Annotated in this window: 16 protein-coding genes; 10 read left to right on the top strand and 6 right to left on the bottom strand. The window is 71.0% G+C overall.

Annotation, left to right across the window (positions count from 1 at the left end; all coding sequences use genetic code 11):
• Window positions 1–15: 15 nt before the first annotated feature.
• Genes Pmi06nite_RS03950 through Pmi06nite_RS03940 form a run of 3 tightly spaced genes read right to left on the bottom strand, consistent with a single transcriptional unit; the run spans window position 16 to window position 3,679 of the window.
• Window positions 16–1,401: a YlbE family protein gene (locus Pmi06nite_RS03950; protein WP_203951447.1), complete on the bottom strand. Its 1,386-nt coding sequence runs from the start codon at window positions 1,399–1,401 to the stop codon at window positions 16–18.
• Window positions 1,398–2,762, bottom strand: a complete 1,365-nt coding sequence (locus Pmi06nite_RS03945; protein WP_239113614.1) for an AllF/FdrA family protein — start codon at window positions 2,760–2,762, stop codon at window positions 1,398–1,400. The genes Pmi06nite_RS03950 and Pmi06nite_RS03945 overlap by 4 nt, the downstream gene beginning before the upstream one ends.
• On the bottom strand, window positions 2,759–3,679 hold the full coding sequence (locus Pmi06nite_RS03940; protein ID WP_203951446.1) for an oxamate carbamoyltransferase subunit AllH family protein: 921 nt from the start codon (window positions 3,677–3,679) through the stop codon (window positions 2,759–2,761). Before Pmi06nite_RS03940 ends, Pmi06nite_RS03945 begins: the two co-directional genes overlap by 4 nt.
• Window positions 3,680–3,837: 158 nt before the next feature.
• Between Pmi06nite_RS03940 and Pmi06nite_RS03935 the strand changes: the two genes are divergently transcribed.
• Window positions 3,838–5,451 carry a PucR family transcriptional regulator gene (locus Pmi06nite_RS03935; protein WP_239113696.1) on the top strand — a complete coding sequence of 538 codons (1,614 nt, stop codon included), beginning with the start codon at window positions 3,838–3,840 and terminating at the stop codon, window positions 5,449–5,451.
• A gap of 15 nt (window positions 5,452–5,466) precedes the next feature.
• Window positions 5,467–5,685 (top strand): RNA-binding S4 domain-containing protein, encoded by a 219-nt coding sequence (locus Pmi06nite_RS03930; protein ID WP_203951444.1) that lies wholly within the window; start codon window positions 5,467–5,469, stop codon window positions 5,683–5,685.
• Here Pmi06nite_RS03930 and Pmi06nite_RS03925 read toward each other — a convergent pair whose 3' ends face one another.
• Window positions 5,686–6,477 carry an alpha/beta fold hydrolase gene (locus Pmi06nite_RS03925; RefSeq protein WP_239113613.1) on the bottom strand — a complete coding sequence of 264 codons (792 nt, stop codon included), beginning with the start codon at window positions 6,475–6,477 and terminating at the stop codon, window positions 5,686–5,688.
• A gap of 78 nt (window positions 6,478–6,555) precedes the next feature.
• Between Pmi06nite_RS03925 and Pmi06nite_RS03920 the strand changes: the two genes are divergently transcribed.
• The 5 genes from Pmi06nite_RS03920 (at window position 6,556) to cutA (ending at window position 12,464) form a co-directional block, all read left to right on the top strand.
• The gene (locus Pmi06nite_RS03920; RefSeq protein WP_203951443.1) at window positions 6,556–7,080 is read left to right on the top strand and encodes a PadR family transcriptional regulator; all 525 of its coding nucleotides are present in this window, start codon (window positions 6,556–6,558) and stop codon (window positions 7,078–7,080) included.
• Between the two features lie 199 nt (window positions 7,081–7,279).
• Entirely contained in the window at window positions 7,280–8,650 is a 1,371-nt protein-coding gene (locus tag Pmi06nite_RS03915) for a uracil-xanthine permease family protein (protein WP_203951442.1), read from the top strand.
• Window positions 8,651–8,668: 18 nt separating this feature from the next.
• A complete protein-coding gene (locus Pmi06nite_RS03910; RefSeq protein ID WP_203951441.1) occupies window positions 8,669–9,568 on the top strand; it encodes an FAD binding domain-containing protein in 900 nt (299 codons plus the stop codon).
• Window positions 9,565–10,065, top strand: coding sequence for a (2Fe-2S)-binding protein (locus Pmi06nite_RS03905; protein ID WP_203951440.1), 501 nt, complete (start codon window positions 9,565–9,567; stop codon window positions 10,063–10,065). Before Pmi06nite_RS03910 ends, Pmi06nite_RS03905 begins: the two co-directional genes overlap by 4 nt.
• Window positions 10,062–12,464 (top strand): aerobic carbon-monoxide dehydrogenase large subunit, encoded by a 2,403-nt coding sequence (gene cutA, locus Pmi06nite_RS03900; RefSeq protein WP_203951439.1) that lies wholly within the window; start codon window positions 10,062–10,064, stop codon window positions 12,462–12,464. Before Pmi06nite_RS03905 ends, cutA begins: the two co-directional genes overlap by 4 nt.
• On the opposite strand, the gene cydB is transcribed toward cutA, so the two are convergent.
• Together cydB and Pmi06nite_RS03890 are read right to left on the bottom strand one after the other, a co-directional pair.
• On the bottom strand, window positions 12,422–13,366 hold the full coding sequence (gene cydB, locus Pmi06nite_RS03895) for a cytochrome d ubiquinol oxidase subunit II (RefSeq protein ID WP_203951438.1): 945 nt from the start codon (window positions 13,364–13,366) through the stop codon (window positions 12,422–12,424). The two genes, cutA and cydB, sit on opposite strands and share 43 nt — an antisense overlap.
• Before the next feature lie 11 nt (window positions 13,367–13,377).
• Window positions 13,378–14,766 (bottom strand): cytochrome ubiquinol oxidase subunit I, encoded by a 1,389-nt coding sequence (locus Pmi06nite_RS03890; protein ID WP_203951437.1) that lies wholly within the window; start codon window positions 14,764–14,766, stop codon window positions 13,378–13,380.
• Between the two features lie 345 nt (window positions 14,767–15,111).
• On the opposite strand from Pmi06nite_RS03890, the gene Pmi06nite_RS03885 reads away from it, so the two are divergent.
• The 3 genes from Pmi06nite_RS03885 (at window position 15,112) to Pmi06nite_RS03875 (ending at window position 19,770) form a co-directional block, all read left to right on the top strand.
• Window positions 15,112–15,807, top strand: a complete 696-nt coding sequence (locus Pmi06nite_RS03885) for an SRPBCC family protein (RefSeq protein WP_203951436.1) — start codon at window positions 15,112–15,114, stop codon at window positions 15,805–15,807.
• Between the two features lie 100 nt (window positions 15,808–15,907).
• Window positions 15,908–17,950: a hydantoinase/oxoprolinase family protein gene (locus Pmi06nite_RS03880; RefSeq protein ID WP_203951435.1), complete on the top strand. Its 2,043-nt coding sequence runs from the start codon at window positions 15,908–15,910 to the stop codon at window positions 17,948–17,950.
• Window positions 17,947–19,770, top strand: coding sequence for a hydantoinase B/oxoprolinase family protein (locus Pmi06nite_RS03875; protein ID WP_203951434.1), 1,824 nt, complete (start codon window positions 17,947–17,949; stop codon window positions 19,768–19,770). Before Pmi06nite_RS03880 ends, Pmi06nite_RS03875 begins: the two co-directional genes overlap by 4 nt.
• Window position 19,771: the final 1 nt, after the last annotated feature.

Genomic DNA, 19,771 nt, shown 5'->3' with positions numbered 1-19,771 from the left:
CGCCTCAATGGGAATTCATGCTAGAACCAAGGCCTCCAGGGCCGCAGTGAAGGCCTCCACGGGAGGGCTCACCAGACCGGCCCCGACCTGCCCGGTTCCGGCCACGCGGCCCGCTATGCCGGTGTTCACCACGGGCAGAATCCCGGTTCTCGCGACGAGGGTGACGTCGATCCCCACGGGTGTCCCGCGGAAGCCCAGACCCGGGATCTGGTAGGCCGGATGCTCGGCCAGTGTGATCTCGTACATCGAGGTCGTGGCCGCGACGGCGTCCGCCACGTCGCCGCCGACGAACCTCACGATGGCCGGCGCCGCCGCCATCGCGAAGCCTCCCAGGCCCGACGTCTCGGTGATGGTCGAGTCGCCGATGTCCGGGTTGGCGTCCTCGGGGCCGTACGCGCCGAGGTAGAGACCGTCCGGAACGCCGGCGGGGCCGGTGAACCAGCGATCGCCGAGCCCGGACACCTGGATACCGAATTCCGTTCCATTTCGTGCCATGGCGACGACGAGACTGGAACCCGGAACGTTCCGTGCCGCGTCGGCGCTCACTTTCGCGGCGGCCATTCCCGCGTTCAAGAAGAAATGATCATTTCCATTGACGAAACGCAGGACCTCCGCGGCCCGTTCCGGCGCGGCGTCGACGATCGCGGGGGCCAGTTCGCGGACCAGGAGCGAGGTGGCCGCCCGGTTCCGGTTGTGGAGTTCGTCGCCCATCTGCAGAGCCTGCGCGATGAGCGACCGCAGGTCGAGCGGCCCGGTGCGGCTGAGGGTCGCCTGGAGCACCGGCCCCAGCACCTCGCCCATCCAGCGCAGCCGTTCGACCACCTCGATCCCGTACGCGCCGTACCGCAGCACCTTGCCCAGGCCCTCGTTGAGCGAGCAGTAGGCGGTGCCGCCGTGCTCGGCGTCGGTGACCTCGAGCATCCACATCGACGGGCTGACGACCCCCGCCATCGGGCCGACCGTGCGGTGGTGGTGACAGGAGTCGAGCGTGATCCCCGCACCGGAGGCGAGCCTGCGCTCCGCCTCCTCGGGGGAGGAGGCCAGCCCCTCGAACAGCATCGCCCCGATCAGCGCCCCGCGCATGGGGCCGGAGGCGCGCTCCCAGGTGATCGGCGGTCCGGCGTGGAAGAACGTGCCGGGCTCCAGTCCGAGGACGTCGCGGGCCCGCCGTACGCCGATCAGTTGCGGGCGGGCGGACAGCAGCCGTCCCACGGCGAGCGCGTTGGCGCGCTCGCGGCGCGGATCGGCCAGCACGCGGGCCAGGGCGTCCGACGTGCCGGGCAGCGGCGGCCGCCAGTCGACCGGCGTCCACGGCACGGCCTGCTGGTCGAGGGCCTCGCCGAGCACGGCCGCGCCCACGGAGATCACGCGCGGCTCGCCGAGCAACATCGAGAGGGTCATGAGGCTCCGATCAGGAGGCGGGCGTGGCGGGCCGCGGCGGCGTTGGACGTGAAGACGGCGGCTCCCGCCTCGTTCAGGCGGGCGGCCTGGGAGCGCAGGCCCTGGGGGTCGCCCTCCGTCCCGACGAGCGCGACCACGACGGCCACGCCGCGCTCGCACGCCTTCTCGACGGCCGGCGCCAGCGACGCCGACGGATCGGGATCGGACCCGTGACCGAGGACCACGTCGAGCAGGATGACGCCCGTCTCCACCGCGGCGAGCGCCTCCAGGCGGAGGGCGGGGTCGATCATGGGATGCGCCCGGCCCCGCGTGTACTCGTCGTCGCCGAAGTCGGTGAACTCGCCGGTGCCCGCGAGGAGGGCGGCCTCGGTGCAGAGCGTGCCCCCGGAATACAGTCCGCGCAGCGGCCCTCCTGAGACCGGCGGGCGCCCGGCCGGCCACGACGGCCACTCGGGCACCGGGACGCCGAGGGCGCCCAGCACCTTCTCCACGGCCGTCGTCAGGTCGTCCTGCCCAGGCCCGAGGAGCGCGCGGACGACGGGTTTGGACAGGCTCAACTCCTGTACGGCGACCGCGACCTCGGGGGCGGGAGGCTTGGAGACCAGCACGATCAGCTCGGTCGCCGGGTCCTCGTCGAGGGCCAGCAGCGCCTGCGTCGTCGAACGGCCGCCAACCTGTGCGGACAGGTCCCTGCCGCCGACCCCGAGGAGGTGGCTGACACCGACTCCGGCCTGGTCGAGCAGGCTCGTCACCTGCTGCGCGCCGGTGCCCGACGCGGCCACGACGCCCACCCGGCCGGGCCGCAGGACGTTGGCGAAGCCCAGACCGGCACCGCCGATCACGGCGGTGCCGCAGTCGGGGCCCATCACGAGCACGCCCTTGTCCCTGGCGCGGTCCTTGAGGAGGATCTCCTGCTCCACCGGAACGTTGTCGCTGAAGATCATGACGGACAGGCCCGCCTCGACGGCGTCGGCCGCCTCCACGAACGCGTGCTCGCCGGGAACGCTCACGAGAGCCACCGTCGCGTCCCACGCCCTGCTCGCCGAACGGGTGGTGCGCGGCGGCGCGTCCCGGGCGCCCGCCCCGCCTGCCGGGGCTCTGGCCGTGAGTTGCCGGTCGAGTTCGGCCGACGCCTCCGCGAGTCGCGCGTCCCCGGAGGCCCTGATCGCGACGAGCAGGTCGCCGCCCGTCGCGGCCGGTACGGCGAAGCCGAGGTCGCGGGCCAGATCCAGGTTGAGCTCCGTGGCCATCGCCACGACGGCCACCTCGACGCCGGCGTGGGCCGCGAGGGCCTGACTCACCCGCATGAGGCTCACCGAGTCGTGGTAGACCCCGGCACGCACTTCGACCAGATCGCTCAAGAAGGCTCCCCGTTGGAATGGACGGCGTGGGACAGGACGGCGGACAGGCCGATCTGGATTCCCCAGGCGATGTCGGCGCCCGACGTGTGTCCCAGGTGGAGCAGACGGTGCGTCGCCGGTTCCAGGGGCTGACGCCCCGCCACGGCCCGCAGGACTCCGGTCACCTCGGGGCTCGCCTCGCCTTTCGCGGCGCAGTGGAGCAGCGTCGCCGAGATCGGGGTCGTGCGGGTGCGGGCGTCGTAGGTGACGGCCGCCGCCAGCCAGTCGGCCAGCCAGACGGCCCTCGGCGTGCCGGTCGCCCCGCCGAGATGCCGCAGCGCGACCAGGAGACCGGAGAGCATGTCGTCGCCGCTGGGCGTCAGCCCCGGGCCCAGCCCGATCAGGCGCTCGGCCGCCGTGATGGCGTCGGTCAGCGACCCCGCCCTGCAGCCGTCGTCGAGAAGGCTCGGAGCGCCGTCCGGGTTCAGCCCCGGCTGTCTCGGCGACCGCCGTCTGACCTCGCCGAGCAGGCCGGCCGATCGCGACAGCCGTACGAGGTCGGCGGAGCCGAGCGGCGGCGCGGGGTCCCACCAGCGGCGCACCCGGATGGCGAGCCCGCCGATCTCGATGGCCCCGTCCCCGACCCACCCGTCGTCTCCAGCCGCGATGCCGTCCAGCAGGTCGCCGACCACGACGGCGTTGGGCAGACGGACGGCCTCCCCGGTCACGAGCGTGATGACGTGGGGCTCGGTCTCGCTCCGGACCTCGAGGTAGACGGCGAGCGGGAAGGCCGCGAGCACGCGCGCCGGGCGGCGCGGCGACTCGAGGGCCGGGCGCAGCGAGGCGCTGGCCGCCCCGCTCACATACGTGTGGCTCCCCACGCCCCGGAAGGCGGGCGACGCCGCCCGCCGGGCTTTCGGGCGCGTCCCAACAGTCACCGAACCTCCCGACAAGCCAGTTCCTGCCGACGCTAGAACGACGTTGGCACGCTCCGTACGGAGAAAGCTGCCAACAGTCCGCCAAATGCTTGGCTCTTCCTGACAGTCGGGTCGATCATGCACAATCGGCGTGAGCCCTTGACACCCCGGAGCGCATGATGACGATGGACCCGGCCCCCCCGGCAATGCGCCTGGCCAGCACGGGAACGATCCTCCACGGTGTCTCGGTGGGCGAGGTGCTCGGGGTGTCGACCCTGGCGGACGCCCGGCTGATCGCCGGCAAGAGCGGGCTCGACCGCATCGTCCAGCGGCTGAACGTGATGGAGGTCCCCGACATCCTCGCGTGGGTGAAGCCGCACGAGTTGCTGCTCACGACGGGGTATCCGCTGCGGAACACGCCGCAGTCGCTCGACCGGCTCGTGGCCGACCTCGACGAGCGGGGGCTCGCCGCCCTCGCGATCAAACTAGGTCGCTATCTGGACGAACTGCCGGGAGAGATGGTCGAGCAGGCCGACAGGCTGGGCTTCCCGCTGATCCTGCTGCCGAACGACGTCGGCTTCGACGACATCCTCAACCAGGTGCTCACCGACATCCTCAACCGGCACGCGGCGATACTCGCGCGGACGGAGGAGGCGCACCGGGCCCTCGTGCAGATCGTGCTCGCGGGCGGAGGGATGCGCGAGGTGACGGCCGAAGTCGCCGGGCTGCTGCACGCGGCCGTGGCGGCGGTGGACGCCTCCGGCCGGCTCCTGGCCACCGCGGGCGACGCCGAACAGGTCACGATGTTGCGGGAGGCGCACGGAGCGGGAGCGGGGACGCCCACACCGACGGTGGAACCCGTGACGGGAGCCGACGGGCACTACGTGGCGGTCCCGGTCGTGGCCGGAGGCCACCACCACGGCAGGATCGCCGCGTTCAGCGCGGCGGGCACGCTCACCCCGAGCGACATCGGGATCCTCGAGCGCGCGGCCACGGTCGTGGCCCTCGTCATCACCCGGCAGGAGGCGATCACCGCAGTCGAGAGCAAGTACCGCGCCGACTTCCTGCGGGACGTGCTCACCGGCCGGGGCGGGACGCGGGTCGCGGAGCGCGCCCAGGCCTTCGGCTGGAATCTGGAACGCCCCGTGAGCGTGCTGGTGGCGGAGATCGACCCGGACGCCGACGAGCGCTCGGCGCAGGACCGCATGCTCGCGGCCTGGCAGGCGGCGGTGCGCAAGTACGACCCGAGGGGCGCGGTCGCCGGCTTCTCCCACGAGGTCGTCGCCATCGTCGGGGCCGACGTGGACGCCCCCCGGCTCGCGAGGGACGCGCTGGCCGCCATCACCGACGGCACGTTCTCGACCGGGCTCAGCCGGGTCTCGGGCGGGGCCGACTCCCTCCCCGCGGCCTACGGCCAGGCGCTCAAGGCCGCCAGGGTGGGGCGTCAGCTCCACGGGTCGGGGGCCGTCGCCCACTTCGACGAGCTCGGCGTCTACCGGCTGCTGTCACTGGTGAACGACACCGATGAACTCCACGCGTTCGTCAGGGAGACGCTCGGGTCGCTCGCGGGGGACGACGACGTGGAGAACGCCGACCTGCGCAGAACCCTGCAGGTGCTGCTGGACACCAACCTCAACGTCGCCGAGACGGCACGCCGGCTGCACTTCCACTACAACACGCTCCGCTACCGGATCGGCAAGCTGGAGCGGCTGCTCGGCAACTTCACCGAGGACGCCCACCTGAGGCTGAACCTGACCCTGGCGCTCCACGTGCTCCGCATGCGTGGCATCTGACCCTATATTGACGCAGTGAAAGAGACCTTCGAGCTCAGAGGCGACTACATCCCCCTCTGCGACCTGCTGAAATTCTGCTTCGTCACCGAGAGCGGCGGCGCGGCCAAACATCTCATCGCCGAGGGGAACGTCCTGGTGGACGGCGACGTGGAGTTGCGCAAGGCGTGCAAGATCCGCGCAGGTCAGGTCGTCAGCGGCGACGGCTTCGAGATCCGGGTGGTCGCCGGCCCCTGATCAGCGGCCGACCGGGGCGCCCGACACGGCATGGACGAACGCCCCGGGGTTGTCGAGCATGATGTTGTGCCCGCTGGCGGGGACGGGCACGAGGCGCACACCGGCGTCGCGCAACTCTCCGGCGTTCCTCGGCGGGCCGTCCTGCGCGGGGTACAGGTAGGTGCGCGGAATCTCCAGTCCGAGCAGCACCTCCCGCATGATCGGGGTGCTGCCGCGGGCCAGGTGCACGGCACTGCGGTACAGGGCACGGGCATCCGCCAGGCGCATGGTGGCCCACCAGAACGGCCCCACCCGGTGCCCGACCTCCTGCCTGCCGTACCGGACGAACTCCTCTTCGGTGTACGACGCGATGCCGCTGCTTCCCGGACGGGCCGGGTCCGGGGAGACCGGGTCGAGGTTGGCGTCGACCAGGACGAGGTCGGAGACCACGCCCGGATGGCGTCCGGCCAGGACGATCGCGACGGCCCCTCCCATGCTGTGACCGATCACCTGGGCGCCGGTCGCTCCCGCGGACGTCAGGGCCCCGGCGAGGGCGTCGGCGTGCTCCTCCAGCGTGTAGCCGAAGTCGGCCGGGCGGTCGCTGAGGCCGAATCCGAGCAGGTCGACCAGGAGCGACCGGCGGTCCGCCAGCAGGGGATCCCCCGCCACGCGGGCGAAGTACGGAGCCGACATGGCGCCGAGACCGTGCACGTAGACCCTGGCGGGCTCGGCGACCCCGGCGGGCTCGGCGCCGGGAAGTTCGAGCCATCTCATCCGTGCGCCGCTGGAATGAACCCGGGCGTCTTGCAGCATGTCGTCTCCTCATCGCAAAGTATCGGAAGCAATATATATCGGCTCCGAGGTATCACGGACAAGAGCTATTGTCGTCTCATGCTCGAACTGGCCATCCTCGGTTTCCTTCATGAGCGACCGCTGCACGGCTACGACCTGCGCGGTCGCGTGGCCGCCCTGACCGGCCACGTGCGCCCCATCGCGGACGGAACCCTGTATCCGGCGATCAAACGCATGGAGGCGAAGGGCTGGCTGGAGCGGAAGACGCAGCCGGGCAGCGCGGCCGCTCCCCGGCACATGCTTCATCTGCGCCCCGCCGGCGAGCAGGAGTTGCTGCGGAGGCTGCGAGAACCGGAAGAACTGGACGTCAGCGATGAGAACCGCTGGTTCGTCCTGCTCGCGTTCCTGCGTCACCTGCGAGACCCGGAGGCCCAGGCCGGGGTGCTGAGACGCAGGCTGGCCTTCCTCGAACTGCCGAGCAGCTTCTTCTACGAGGACGGCCGTCCCGTGCGTGCGGAAAACGTGGACGATCCGTTTCGGCAGGGCCTGCTGACGATCGCCAGGGCCACCAGCGAGGCCGAACTCCACTGGCTGCGCACGACGTTGACGGACCTCGGGGGGTAGCGCACGGAGACCGTTCCCGAACGGTGCGCAATGTTTCGGCGTCAACCGGGCCCGGCTTTGGCAGATCATGCCCATGTATCACAGCCACATCGGTCTTACAGTCCCGGCAAACGGTCGAGATCGACCGGCGCGAAGCGCCGCGGCGGGACGCCTGCGGGGTGGCCACCGGCCCACGGCCCGTTTAGCTGAAGGGGCTCACATGGCATTTCGATGGACTGTCCACGGTGAGGGACGAGGCCTCGCGCCCGGCGAGGTGGTCAAGCCCGACGAACGGCTGAGCTGGCCGCGGATGGCGGGCTTCGGCGCCCAGCACGTGATCGCGATGTTCGGCGCGACGTTCGTCTTCCCGCTCGTCATGGGCCTGGACCCGAACCTCGCCATCATGATGTCCGGCGTCGCCACGGTCATCTTCCTGCTGATCGTCCAGGGGAAGATCCCCAGCTACCTCGGGACGTCGGCCTCGTTCGTCGGCGCCGTCGCGGCCATCCGCGCGGCGGGGGGCGACAGCGCGACGGTCACCGGCGCGATCCTCGTCGCCGGTGTCGTCCTGGCGGCCGTGGGCGTCGCCGTGCACTTCCTCGGCGTGCAGATCATCCACAAGGTCTTCCCGCCGGTGGTGACCGGCGCGGTGGTCATGCTGATCGGGTTCGGCCTGGCGTACGTCGTCGCCGACATCTACTGGCCGCAGGATCACTGGATCGCGCTCGTGACGATGATCGCCACCGGACTGTTCCTGGTGATCTTCAAGGGCTTCCTCGGCCGGATCGGCATCCTCCTCGGCCTGGTCTTCGGATTCGTCCTGTCCTGGCTCGTCGACAAGATCTGGGGGAACATCACCGCCCTCAACGCCGGGACAGGGCAGATCGACACGCACCCTCGCGTCAACTTCGGCGCCGTGTCGGACGCCGCGTGGTTCGGCGCGCCCACCTTCCACGCTCCGAGCTTCCAGGCCTCGGCCGCCATCCTGGTGCTGCCCGCGGTCATCGCGCTCATCGCGGAGAACGTCGGCCACGTCAAGGCGGTCGGCGAGATGACCGGCACAGACGTCGATCCCCTGATGGGCAGGGCGATCATCGGCGACGGAGTCGGCACCGCACTGGCGAGCGCGGTCGGCGGCTCCCCGACGACCACCTACGCGGAGAACATCGGCGTCATGGCGGCCACCCGCGTCTATTCGACGGCCGCCTACTACATCGCCGCCGTCGTGGCGATCCTGTTCGGCTTCATCCCGAAGTTCGGCGCCCTGGTCGCCGCCACGCCCGGAGGCGTGCTGGGCGGCATCACGGTCATCCTGTACGGCATGATCGGCCTGCTGGGCGCGAAGATCTGGATCGAGAGCCGGGTGGACTTCTCCGATCCGGTCAACATGGTCCCGATCGGAGCGGGGATCATCCTCGCGGTGGGCCCCGTGACGCACCAGATCACCGACGATTTCTCGCTAGCCGGCATCACGCTCGGCACCATAGTGGTACTTGGTGGATATCACCTGCTGCGCGCGCTGGCGCGCCGTCCGGACAAGGAGGTCTCCGGTGGGGAGATCGGATTCGAGCGAGACGCGACGGCAGGCTGACGGGCGGATCCCCCTGTCGTGAAGCCATCCCCCTTCGACTACCACCGGCCTGCCGGTCTCGGCGAGGCGCTCCAGACCCTCGCCGAGACCGGCTCGCACGGCAAGGTGCTGGCGGGGGGCCAGAGCCTGATCCCGCTGCTCAACATGCGGCTGGCCGCGCCCGGGCACCTCGTCGACATCAACGGCCTGACAGAGCTCGCCACGATATCCGCGGACGCGTCCGGAGTGCGGGTGGGCGCCCTGGCCAGGCACGCGGCCGTGGAACGCGCCGGCTCCGCGCGCGCCGTCCAGCCGCTGCTGGCCCAGGCGCTCGCGCTGGTCGCCCATCCGGTCATCCGCAATCGCGGGACCGTCGTCGGCAGCCTCGTCCACGCCGACCCGTCCGCGGAGATGCCCGCCGTCCTCGCCCTCCTCGGAGGCTCCGTACGGCTGGCGCGGCTAGGAGGCGAGCGCGACGTGCACGCCCGGGACTTCTTCGTCGGGCCGCTGGAGTCGGCCTGCCTGCCGGGAGAGATGGCGGTGTCGGCGTTCTTCCCCGCGCTGCCTGAGCGGTCGGGCACCGCGTTCTGCGAGGTGGCCCGGCGCCACGGCGACTACGCCGTGGCCGGGGTGGCCGCCGCCGTCACGCTGGACGAGGACTTCCGGATCACCGCGGCCCGGGTGGCGTGCGTCAGCGTCGGCCCGGTCCCCGTGGTGGTCGACGTGACCGGCGTCTGCGGCCCGCGCCCCCCGGCGTCCGTCGACTGGGACGAGGTCGCGAGAGCCGTACAGGACCGGATCGAGCCCGAGGACGACATCCACGCGACGGCCGGTTACCGGCGGCACCTCACCGGGGTGCTCGTCACGCGGGCCCTGCGAGGCGCGGCCCAGGACGCGGCTCAGAGCACGGCACACGACGCGGGGGAGGGACGGGCATGAGCGAGCGAACCGGCGAGCACCGGCACGCCGTCACGCTGACCGTCAACGGCGTGCTGCGCGAGGCGACGGTGCCCGCCCGGCGGTTGTTGTCCGACTGCCTGCGCCACGACCTCGGCCTCACCGGCACGCACGTCGGATGCGAGCACGGAGTGTGCGGCGCGTGCACGGTGCTGCTGGACGGCGAGCCGGTCCGGTCGTGCCTGACGTTCGCGGTGACGGTCGACGGCCACGAGATCACCACGGTCGAGGGGCTCGCGGAGGGCGGCGAACTGTCCCCGGTGCAGAGGGCGTTCTCGGAGTGCCACGGGCTGCAGTGCGGCTTCTGCACCCCCGGCTTCCTCTGCACGGTCACCGCCTTCCTGCGGGACAACCGGACGCCGACCGACGAGGAGGTCCTGGAGGCCGTCTCCGGCAACCTGTGCCGGTGCACCGGCTACCAGAACATCATCAAGGCGGTCCATCGCGCCGCGGAGATCCAGGCGGAGGAGTCCGGGTGACGACGAAGCTGTTCGGGGAGCGGGTCCAGCGGCGCGAGGACGCCCGGCTGATCACCGGTCAGGGGCGGTTCCTGGACGACCTCGGCGCGAACGCGCTGGCCGCGGCCTTCGTCAGGTCGCCGCACGCCCACGCGAGGATCAGGGACGTCGACGTCTCCGCCGCGCTGGACGTGGAGGGCCTGGTCGCGATCTACACGTGGGAGGACCTGCCCGGGCTGCTCGCCGAGCCGCTGCCGTTGCTGATCCCGCACCCCGCGCTCACCCACGGCCGCACGGGCCACGCCCTCGCGCGCGACGTCGTGCGGCACGTCGGCGAACCCGTCGTCATGGTCGTGGCCGCCGACCGTTACGTGGCCGAGGACGCGTGCTCGCTCATCGAGGTCGACTACGAGATCCTCAAGCCGGTCGTCGGGGTCGAGGAGGCCGCGGAGGCGGTCAACCTCGTCCACGCCGACGTGCCCGGCAACGTCGGCGCGCACCTCGTCCAGGAGGTTCCGTCGCCGGAAGGGCTGTCCGCGCGGGAGGCCATCGAGGCCGCGCCCCACACGCTCGCGTTCCGGCTCGACATCGAGCGGAGCGCGTCCATGCCCCTGGAGGGCAAGGGCGTCTACGCGCGCTGGGACGCCGACGACCAGTCGCTGCGCGTCTACTCCTCCACGCAGACCTCCACCAGCGTGCGGATGGCCGTCGCCGCCAAGCTCGGGCTGCCGCTGCCCAAGGTGGAGGTCATCGCGCCGGACGTGGGCGGCGGCTTCGGCGTCAAGATCGTGCACCCGTGGCCGGAGGAGATCCTCGTGCCGTGGGCGGCCCGCCTGCTCGACCGCGAGGTCAAGTGGACCGAGGACCGGCGCGAGCATTTCATCTCCTCGGCGCACGAGCGTGCCCAGGTGCACCACGTGCGGGTCGGCTTCGACGACGACGGGCGCGTCCTCGGCCTCGACGTCAACATCCTGCACGACCACGGCGCCTACACGCCGTACGGCATCATCGTGCCCATCATCACCTCGACCCAGCTGGTCGGGCCGTACAAGATCGGCGCCTACCGGGTCGAGTTCTCCTCGATCTACACCAACACCGTGCAGGTCACGCCGTACCGCGGCGCGGGCAGGCCCCAGGGCGTGTTCTGCATGGAGCGCACGATGGACCGGATCGCGGCCCACCTCGGCAGGGACAGGACCGAGGTGCGGGCGGCCAACTTCATCCAGCCCGGCGAGTTCCCCTACGACCAGGGCATGACGTTCCAGGACGGGCGCCCGCTCATCTACGACAGCGGCGACTACCCCGAGTCGCTGCGGATGCTCAAGGAGCTCATCGGCTGGGACTCCTTCCCGGCGATGAAGGCCGAGGCCGCCGCCGAGGGGCGGGCCATCGGCATCGGCGTCGGCTGCTACGTCGAGGGCACCGGGGTCGGGCCGTACGAAGGCGGCCACGTGCAGATCACCTCCGACGGCCGGGTGCACGTCTCGACCGGCCTCACCTCGCAGGGACAGGGCCACGAGACCGTGTTCGCGCAGATCGCGGCGACCGAACTCGGCGTGCCCATCGAGAAGGTGTCCGTCGTCACCGGTGACACCCGGCGGTTCGGCTACGCCGTGGGGACGTTCGCCTCGCGGGCGGCGGTCATGAGCGGCAACGCCATCGCCCTCGCCTGCAGGAAGGTGCGGGACAAGGCTTTGAAGGTCGCCGCGGACGCCCTCGAGGCCGATCCCCGCGACCTGGAGATCACCGACGGCGTCGTCCACGTGGCCGGCACGCCCTCGGCGTCGATCCCCCTGGCGACGGTCGCGGTGCTGTCCAACCCGCTGAGGTACGCCTTCGACAAGGAGACCCAGCGGGCCACGCAGTTCGCCGGGCCGCAGGACGACGACCGGCCCCCGGTGGCGGACGGCGAGGAGCCCGGGATGGAGGGCAAGGACTACTACTCGCCGGTCCGGTCGACGTTCGCCTCCGGCATGCACGCCGCCATCGTGGAGACCGACCCGCTGACGGCCGAGATCAAGATCCTCCGGTACGTGGTCGTCCACGACTGCGGCAAGCTGATCAACCCGATGATCGTCGAAGGACAGATCCACGGGGGAGTGGGCCAGGGCGTCGGCGGCGCGCTCTACGAGAAGATGGTCTACGACGAGCACGGGCAACTGCTGAACGCCTCGTTCATGGACTTCCTGATGCCCTATGCCACCGAGGTGCCGCGGATCGAGACCGCGCATCTGGAGACGCCCTCGCCGCTGAACCCGCTGGGGGTCAAGGGGGCGGGGGAGGCCGGGGTCATCCCCGTCTCCGCCGTCATCGCCGCCGCGATCGAGGACGCCGAGGGCATCACGATCGACAGGATGCCGATCTCCCCCTCCGACCTCTACTCGCTGCGGGCGGAGACGCGCCTGCGGAAGACCCAGTAGGTCCAGGCCTGGTAGGCGATCACTCCGGGAAGGGCGATCACGCCCAGCCAGGTGAGCACGGTCAGGGTGTAGGGCGCGGACGCCGCCTCCATGACCGTGATCCCGGGCATCGGAGCCGGCCAGAGCGCCCCGAACAGGGTGGCCGTCGTGAACACGATCGCGCCGGCGGTGGCCGCGAACGCCCAGCCCTCTCTACGCCGCCAGATCAGTGCGGTGCCCGACGCCAGGGTGGCCATGGCGGCCAGCGCCGAGGCCCACAGGAACGGCGACGCGGACCAGTCGGGAACGGTCAGGGCGGACGACCCGGGCAGGGACGGCAGTGCGACCGCCGCGAGGGGGACCGCACCCGCGGACACCAGGAGCGCCGCCCTTCTGGCGCGGGCCCGGACGGGCCCCGTCGTCCGCAGCGCGACGAACACCGCGCCGTGGAGCGTCGCCATCGTCAGCGACAGCGCGCCGCCGACCGCGGCGGCCGCGGCCGTGCCGTACAGCATGTGCCCGAAGATCGCGCCCCACAGGAACGCGGGGATCACGCTGCCCGCCACGATCCCGGCGTCGCAGAGCGCCAGTTCCCGCCGGGAGGTCACCTTGCCGCGCCATTCGAGGCCGACGCCGCGCACGATGAGCCCGATGATGACCAGGAAGAGGGGGAGGTAGAAGCCGCTGAGCATGTGGGCGTACCACGCCGGGAAGGCGGCGAACATCGCGCCGACGGCCGTGATCAGCCAGACCTCGTTGCCGTCCCAGACCGGCCCGATCGTCGTGATGACCTGCCGGCGGTCCGCATCGGACCGGGACAGCAGCGGCAGCAGCGCGCCCACGCCGAAGTCGAATCCCTCCAGGACGAAGTAGCCCGTCCAGAGGAACGCGATCACGATGAACCAGAACGTCGTCAGCGTCATGGGGATGCTCCTCAGTACATGAGGGTCGGCGTCAGCCGCGCCTCGTCGGAGGGGACCGGTTCGACCGGCATGGGCTCGGGACCGGCCTTGATGTGGCGCATCAGCAGGACGCCCTCCGCGAGGGCGAGGACGCCGTACAGGAGGGTGAATCCCGCCAGGGTGGCGGCCACCTCGATCAGGGAGACGCCGGGCGACACGCTGGCCGCGGTCATGAGCTCGCCCTGCACCGTCCAGGGCTGGCGGCCGATCTCGCTGAGCAGCCAGCCCGCGACGATCGCCACCGTGGGCAGGGGCAGGGCGAGCACGCAGAGGCGGGCGAACCAGCGCGGGAGCGCGGCCGTGCGCCGTCTCCGGCGGGTGAGCCACAGGCCGAGCACGGACAGTCCGACGGTCGTCATGCCGAACACGATCATCACGCGGAACGACCAGAAGACCACCGGCAGGTTCGGCGTGTAGTCGGCCGGCCCGAAGGAGGCCGCGTACCGCCGCTGGATGTCGTCCATGCCCTGGACCACGGCCTGCGGGTCGTGGGCGGCCAGAAGGCTCAGCAGATCGGGCACCTCGAGGCCGGGCACCACGCTGAAGGGTGCGCCGGACGTGTCGTGGCGGAGGCCCTCGGCCGCGGCGAGCTTCATCGGCTGCTGCTCACGCAGCAGGCGCGCGGACTGGTCACCGGTGCCGGCCACCACGATCCCGGCGATCGCGGTCATGACGAGGGCGCCGCGCAGGCTGGTCCGCCACAGGCCGGCCGTCCCGCCGGACCCCTCGCGCAGGATCCGGTAGCCGCTGACCGCGATCACGAAACCGCCGGCCACGACGAACGCGCCCGCGACCACGTGGGGCACCTGGGCGAGCGCCGTCGAGTTGGTCAGCACGGCCCACAGGTCGGTCATCCGGGCCCGGCCGCCGACCACCTCGTAGCCGACGGGATGCTTCATCCACGCGTTCGCGGCGAGGATGAAGTAGGCGGACAGGTTGGATCCGATGACGGCGGCCCACAGGCAGGCGAGGTGCACCCTGCGCGGCAGCCGCTCCCAGCCGAAGATCCACAGGCCGAGGAAGGTCGACTCCAGGAAGAACGCGAGCAGCGCCTCCATCGCCAGCGGCGCTCCGAAGACGTCGCCCACGAAGATCGAGTACTGGCTCCAGTTCATGCCGAACTGGAACTCCTGCACGATCCCGGTGACGACCCCCATCGCGAAGTTGATCAGGAAGAGCTTGCCGAAGAACTTGGTGAGCCTCAGCAGGTGCTCACCGTCCCCGCCCTTGCGTGTGCGGCGGTACCACGCCGTCTGCAGTCCTGCGACGAAGACGCCGAGGCCGATCGTCAGGGGTACGAAGAGAAAGTGGTAGACGGTGGTGACCCCGAACTGCCACCGTGCCAGGTCCAGCGCGTCCATGTCTCCCTCGCGGGTGCCGGAGCTCTACAGCTTGTAGTTCTACTCCTAGTAGTACTACAAGCCGTAGAGCAATAAGGGCGTGCGGTGCCGGGAGTCGATGCGATCTACGTCACAGAGGGCGTGAATCCCGGAGATACGCCACCAATGGTCGGCTCGCCCGGCGGGACGGGCATCCGCCACACGGGTGATCCGTCTGTACGCCGACCGACCGATTGGGCATGAGTACCGCTGCGACGACCGGGTGACGTGTGAACTTCTGAGTAACTCCGCCGCGAGGGGGAGGCAGATCTTGCCGTACTCGCCGGTCCCGGAGATTGTCTAGTGTGCTCGGCATCGGAGGTGCCCATGAAGGTCGTTGGCAGTGCACTGCTCGCAGTCGAGCGCAAGCGGGTCTGGGACGCGCTTCAGGACCCCGCCGTCCTGGTGCGGACGATCCCCGGCTGCGAGCGCCTGGAGGAGATCGGCGGCGACGCCTACAAGATGACGGTCACGGCCGGGGTCGCGTCGATCAAGGGTGTCTATCAGGGTGAGGTCTCCCTCGCCGACCAGCACGAACCCGAGCGCTTCGTGCTCAGGGCGCGCGGCCAGGGGGCTCCCGGAACGGTCGAGGCCACCGTGCAGGTACGGCTCAGCGAGGCGGAGGGCGGCACTCGCGTCGACTACGACGCCGAGGCCGTCGTGGGCGGCATGATCGGCGGAGTCGGCCAGCGCATGCTCGGTTCGGTGGCGAAGAGGACGGCTGGCGAGTTCTTCACCGCCGTCGAGCGGCATCTGGTGTCCGGCCCCGTCGCGGTGTCCGGCGCCGGGGTCGTGTCCGGCGCCGAGGTCGTCTCCGGGGCTGAGGTCGTTTCCGGCTCCGGGGTCGTTTCCGTTTCCGGGGAGGCGCCCGGCGCCCAGGTCTTCACCCGCCCGGCCGAGCCGGCGGCCCAGAAGGGCACGCCCGTCTGGCCGGTGCTGACCGCGTTCGGCATGGGTGCCGGGATCGCGCTGGGAAGCGCGGTGATCGGCTGGCTGCTCGGGCGGTCGGGCCGGCGCCGCTAGCCTCTCCGGCCCATGGTGGCAGGGTCTGACGACGGGATGAGTTTTCTTCGGCAGAGTGCGCCGGTTCCCGGTACCCGTCGCGATCGGTAGACACTGGAGCATGGGTAGCGTCCGCATCGGGGTCGACACCGGGGGCACGTTCACGGACGTCGTCCTGGTCGACGAGGAGACCGGTGAGATCGTCACGACCAAGACTCCTTCGACACCTGCCAATCCGGCCGACGGGTTCATGGCAGGTGTCCACAAGGTCCTGGAGCTCCATACCGGCTCGGGCGATCTCGGCGACGTGTCCGCGATCGTCCACGGCACGACGGTGGCCACCAACCAGTTGCTCGAGGACCGCCCCGACGGCACCGCGCATCTGGGCTTCGTCACGACCGAGGGCTTCGAGTTCATCCTGGAGATCGCCCGGCAGAGCGTTCCGGACGGTTACGGCAACTCCTACTTCTGGGTCAAGCCGCCCCGGATCGTCCCCGTGCACCGGGTGCAGACCGTCGGCGGGCGGCTCGACCATCTCGGGCGGGAGATCAGGCCGTTCGACGAGGCGGGAGCCGTACAGGCCGCACGCTGGTTCGCCGACAACGGCGTCACCGCGATCGGCGTGTGCTTCCTGCACTCCTACGCGAACCCCGACCACGAGCGGCGCATGCGCGAGGTCATCGAGCGTGAGCATCCGGACGCGGTCGTGTCGTTGTCGAGCGACGTCCTGCGGGAGTACCGGGAGTACGAACGGTCGGTCACCACGCTCGTCGACGCGGCGGTCAAACCGATCATGCGGCGGTACATCGGCAACCTGTCGGACCGGCTGGGCCGCCCCTTCTCGGTGATGAAGAGCAACGGCGGCGTGCTGTCGGCGTCCGAGGTGGTCCACCAGCCGATCACGACGGTCCTGTCCGGGCCCGCGGCGGGCGCCCTCGGCGCCGCCCTGATCGCCGGCACGGCCGGCCACCCCGGCGTGATCACACTCGACGGCGGCGGCACGTCCACGGACGTGGCGGTGGTGGTCGACGGCGAACCCTCCCTGACGACCGAGGGCAACATCGGCAGATACCCCTGCAAGATCCCGATGATCGACATCGTGACCGTGGGCGCGGGCGGCGGGTCGATCGCCTGGATCTCCCGTGAGGGGACGTTGAAGGTCGGGCCCAAGTCGGCGGGCGCCGATCCGGGACCGCTCTGCTACGGCAGAGGCGGCACGGAGGTCACCGTCACCGACGCCCACGTCTTCCTCGGCCGGGTGCCTCCCCACCTCCTCGGCGGCGAGATCCCGCTCGACGTCTCCGCGGCCAGGGCGGGCATCGAGGCGCTGGCGGGCAAGCTCGGTCTGTCGCCCGAGCGATGCGCGACCGGCATCCTCGAGATCAGCGCGTTCAACCAGTCGAACGCGATCCGCCAGATCACCGTCAAACGCGGCCTCGACGTGCGGGACTTCCCGATGGTCGCGTTCGGAGGCTCGGGACCGCTGCTCGCCTGCCGGTTGATCGACATCCTCGGTCTCCGTGCGGCGATCGTCCCGCCGAACCCGGGCAACGTGTCGGCGTTCGGCCTGCTCACGGTGGACGTGAAGAACGACTACGTCCGCACCCACGTCTCCCGCGACCCCTCGCAGGAGACGTTGCGGGCCGTGTTCGCCGAACTGGAGGGCCAGGCCGCCGCCGCGCTCGACCGCGAGGGCTTCGCGAGTCACGTGTACGCGCGCAGCGCCGACCTCCGCTACTACGGCCAGGCCTACGAGGTCAGGGTGCCCGCCCCGGACGGGCCGCTGGACGACGACTGGCGGGCCGCCGTCGTGGACCGGTTCCACGAGGCGCACCAGCGGCTCTACGGGTACGGCTACCGCGACGACCCCCGCCACGCCGTCGAATGGGTCAACCTGCGGGTCTCCGGCATCGGGCCGATCACCCGCCCCACGATCGCGCGCCTGCCGTACCAGCCGGACGAGCCGAGCCCGGTGGCGACGCGGGACGTGTTCTACGAGCGGTGGGGCCGCACGGTGATCTACCGCCGAGGGGACCTCCGCGCGGGTGCCGTGGTGACCGGTCCCGCGGTCATCGAGGAATACGGCTCGACCCTGCCGGTGCATCCCGGCTTCACGGCGACCATGGACGACTACGGCAACCTCGTGGTGGTGAGCGACCGATGACCGACGTCGACCCGATTCTGGTGGAGATCGTGGAGGGGACCCTCGCGTCGGTCGAGATGGAGGTCGAGACCTCGATCGCGCGGACCGCCCGCTCACCCATGATCCGCGACGCGCACGACTTCCGCGCGGGCATCCACGACGTACGGCTGCGCAAGCTGACCGGCAGGTCCTACTCGGCGCTGGTCCAGCCCGTCGTCCGGGACTTCCCGATCGAGACGATGAGGCCGGGCGACGTCTACTTCCACAACGACGTCTACCTGTCAGAAGGCGGGATCGGCCACCTGCCCGATCTGTGCGTGACCGTGCCCGTGTTCCACCAGGGAGAGGTGGTGGCCTTCGTCCAGGCGTTCGGGCACCACGACGACATCGGCGGAGCCGTGCCGGGCTCGATGCCGTCCCACGCGCGCAGCGCGTTCGAGGAGGGCCTGATGGTCCCCCCGATCAAGCTCTGGGACCAGGGCGTGCCCAACCGCGCGGCACTGACGATCATGACGCGCAACTCGCGGATGCCCGACTCGCTCGCGGGCGATCTGGACGCCGAATGCTCCGCGTGCCTGATGGGCGCCCGGAGGCTGGGGGAGATCTTCGACCGCTACGGGCGCGCCGCCGTCGAGGCGTGCTTCGACGCGATCATCGCGAAGACGACGGAGACCTTCCGCAGGGAGTTGCTGTCGAAGATCCCCGAGGGGGTGCACGTCTGGGAGGACTACGCCGAGCACGACGGCGTCGACGAGCCCAGGCTGCACACCCAGCGGATCACCCTGACCGTCGACCACTCGGCGGACGTGCCCCTGACGATCGACTTCACCGGGACCTCCGCACAGGCCAAGGGGCCGATCAACCACGCCGGCGACTACGCCGACGGGGTCTTCCTGAAGAAGTGGCTCGCCCCGGTCCTGCGCAACCTCGCGGACACGCCGGAGCGGATGGCGGAACTCGACGTCAACGAGGGCGTCGTCCCGCTGATCAAGATGGTGTTCCCGGAGAAGGGCACGCTGCTGACCCCGATCTTCCCGGCGCCGACCAACGCCAGGACGTTCGTGATCCTCCGGCTCCTCGGCGTGCTGGCGGGCGTGCTGGCCAAGGCCACCAACGGGCGCATGCCGGCCGACCAGGAGACCATCCGCTACACCGGGGTCTACGGCGAGTCCGGCGACGGCCCGTACCTGATGCGTGAGGTTCTCGGCGGAGGCTCGGGCGGGCGCTGGTACGCCGACGGGGAGGACACCATCCACGTCGTGCCCGACTCGCGCAACATCCCCGTGGAGTTCGCCGAGGCGCGGTGGCCGTTCCTGGTCGAACGGCTCGGGCTGGCCGTCGACAGCGGCGGCCCGGGGGAGTTCCGCGGCGGCCTCGGCTACGACAAGCACATCCGCATGTTGCGGGACGCGTCGTTCATGTCGATCGCGGACCGGTCGATCCTCGCGTGCTGGGGCGTGAACGGCGGCCGGGCGGGCCGTCCCTTCCTCGTCACGGTGAACGGTGAGGAGATGGAGGGCCTGGTGGACGACTTCCCCGTGAAGGAGGGGGAGATCGTGCGCGTCAGGACCACAGGCGGCGGCGGGTGGGGCTCGCCGTACGAACGGGAGGCCGGTCGGGTGGCCGCCGACGTCCGCGACGGGAAGGTCTCGCAGGAGGCCGCACTGGACGACTACGGCGTCGTCCTGCACGGCTCACGCGACGATCTGCAGGTCGATGAGGAGGCGACGGAGCGGCTGCGGGCGGCCAAGCGGACGCGGCAGGACGCCTTCTTCGACCGGGGGCCCGGTTATCCGCGGCTGTCCGGCGGACGGGCGCATGCCGAGGTCGACATCGTCTGAG

The sequence above is a fragment of the Planotetraspora mira genome (assembly GCF_016863275.1).
Taxonomy (GTDB): domain Bacteria; phylum Actinomycetota; class Actinomycetes; order Streptosporangiales; family Streptosporangiaceae; genus Planotetraspora; species Planotetraspora mira.
The sequence above is the reverse complement of the archived record's forward strand: the minus strand, read 5'-3'. Positions and strand labels throughout refer to the sequence as shown.

Coding starts and splice junctions, on each gene's coding strand:
- cydB (WP_203951438.1), bottom strand. CDS start 13,366: ATGACGCTGACGACGTTCTGGTTCATCGTGATCGCGTTCCTCTGGACG.
- Pmi06nite_RS03950 (WP_203951447.1), bottom strand. CDS start 1,401: ATGACCCTCTCGATGTTGCTCGGCGAGCCGCGCGTGATCTCCGTGGGC.
- Pmi06nite_RS03890 (WP_203951437.1), bottom strand. CDS start 14,766: ATGGACGCGCTGGACCTGGCACGGTGGCAGTTCGGGGTCACCACCGTC.
- Pmi06nite_RS03935 (WP_239113696.1), top strand. CDS start 3,838: ATGACGATGGACCCGGCCCCCCCGGCAATGCGCCTGGCCAGCACGGGA.
- Pmi06nite_RS03915 (WP_203951442.1), top strand. CDS start 7,280: ATGGCATTTCGATGGACTGTCCACGGTGAGGGACGAGGCCTCGCGCCC.
- Pmi06nite_RS03925 (WP_239113613.1), bottom strand. CDS start 6,477: ATGCTGCAAGACGCCCGGGTTCATTCCAGCGGCGCACGGATGAGATGG.
- Pmi06nite_RS03920 (WP_203951443.1), top strand. CDS start 6,556: ATGCTCGAACTGGCCATCCTCGGTTTCCTTCATGAGCGACCGCTGCAC.
- Pmi06nite_RS03905 (WP_203951440.1), top strand. CDS start 9,565: ATGAGCGAGCGAACCGGCGAGCACCGGCACGCCGTCACGCTGACCGTC.
- Pmi06nite_RS03885 (WP_203951436.1), top strand. CDS start 15,112: ATGAAGGTCGTTGGCAGTGCACTGCTCGCAGTCGAGCGCAAGCGGGTC.
- Pmi06nite_RS03880 (WP_203951435.1), top strand. CDS start 15,908: ATGGGTAGCGTCCGCATCGGGGTCGACACCGGGGGCACGTTCACGGAC.
- Pmi06nite_RS03875 (WP_203951434.1), top strand. CDS start 17,947: ATGACCGACGTCGACCCGATTCTGGTGGAGATCGTGGAGGGGACCCTC.